The organism is Thermoactinomyces sp. CICC 10521 (genome assembly GCF_016055135.1).
In the GTDB taxonomy this organism is placed as follows: Bacteria; Bacillota; Bacilli; order Thermoactinomycetales; family Thermoactinomycetaceae; genus Thermoactinomyces_A; species Thermoactinomyces_A daqus.
Genome location: NZ_JAECVZ010000098.1, coordinates 1 through 608, shown reverse-complemented (window position 1 = coordinate 608; position 608 = coordinate 1). Strand labels below are relative to the sequence as shown.

Annotated in this window: 1 protein-coding gene; it reads left to right on the top strand. The window is 46.5% G+C overall.

Features of this window, described 5'->3' with window-relative positions; all coding sequences use genetic code 11:
* Positions 1-93: 93 nt before the first annotated feature.
* On the top strand, positions 94-608 hold a 515-nt coding region (locus tag I8U17_RS18175; RefSeq protein WP_304650724.1), incomplete at its 3' end, for a glycogen debranching N-terminal domain-containing protein.

The following is a 608-nucleotide window of genomic DNA, read 5'->3' as shown; positions in this document are numbered from 1 at the left end:
AAGGGATTGTGCTCGAGCCTGAACTGATTATTCGCAATAGTACAAATTGAAGTTGATCCATTTTTTGAAAACGTTTTCGAGGAGAGACCGATCATGAACCACATCATTAAGGAAGAGGATATCTTCTTATTTACGGACGGCCAAGGAAATATCCCTGTGAACAGCCCGCGTGGTTACGGACTTTTTTACCGCGATACCTGCTTCCTCCATCATTTTTCCTGGGAGCTTTCCGATATTCCCATGATCTCGCTTTGTTCAAAAGCGGCGGGCGCAGAAAGCGAATACCGGTATACCAATAAGGAGGTGATGCGCGAAGATTCTCTGATTCTATGGCGGGAGTCATTGGAGTTGGTACATCGTCGCCGGATTTTTGAAGGAGTGGTATATGAAACGTTTCATTTTGTCAATTTGGATCAGCGTGCAGTAAACACCCGGCTCAAACTGACCGTCGGAGCCGATTTTACCGATATGTTTATCATCCGGGGTTTTAGCACGGGAAAACGGGGTGAGGAACCGGACTGTCAGGTGCTCGATTCAGGACTCCGCTTTTCTTATAAGGGATTGGATGGCAGAGAACGAAAAACGGAGATCGTATTTGATTCGCAGCC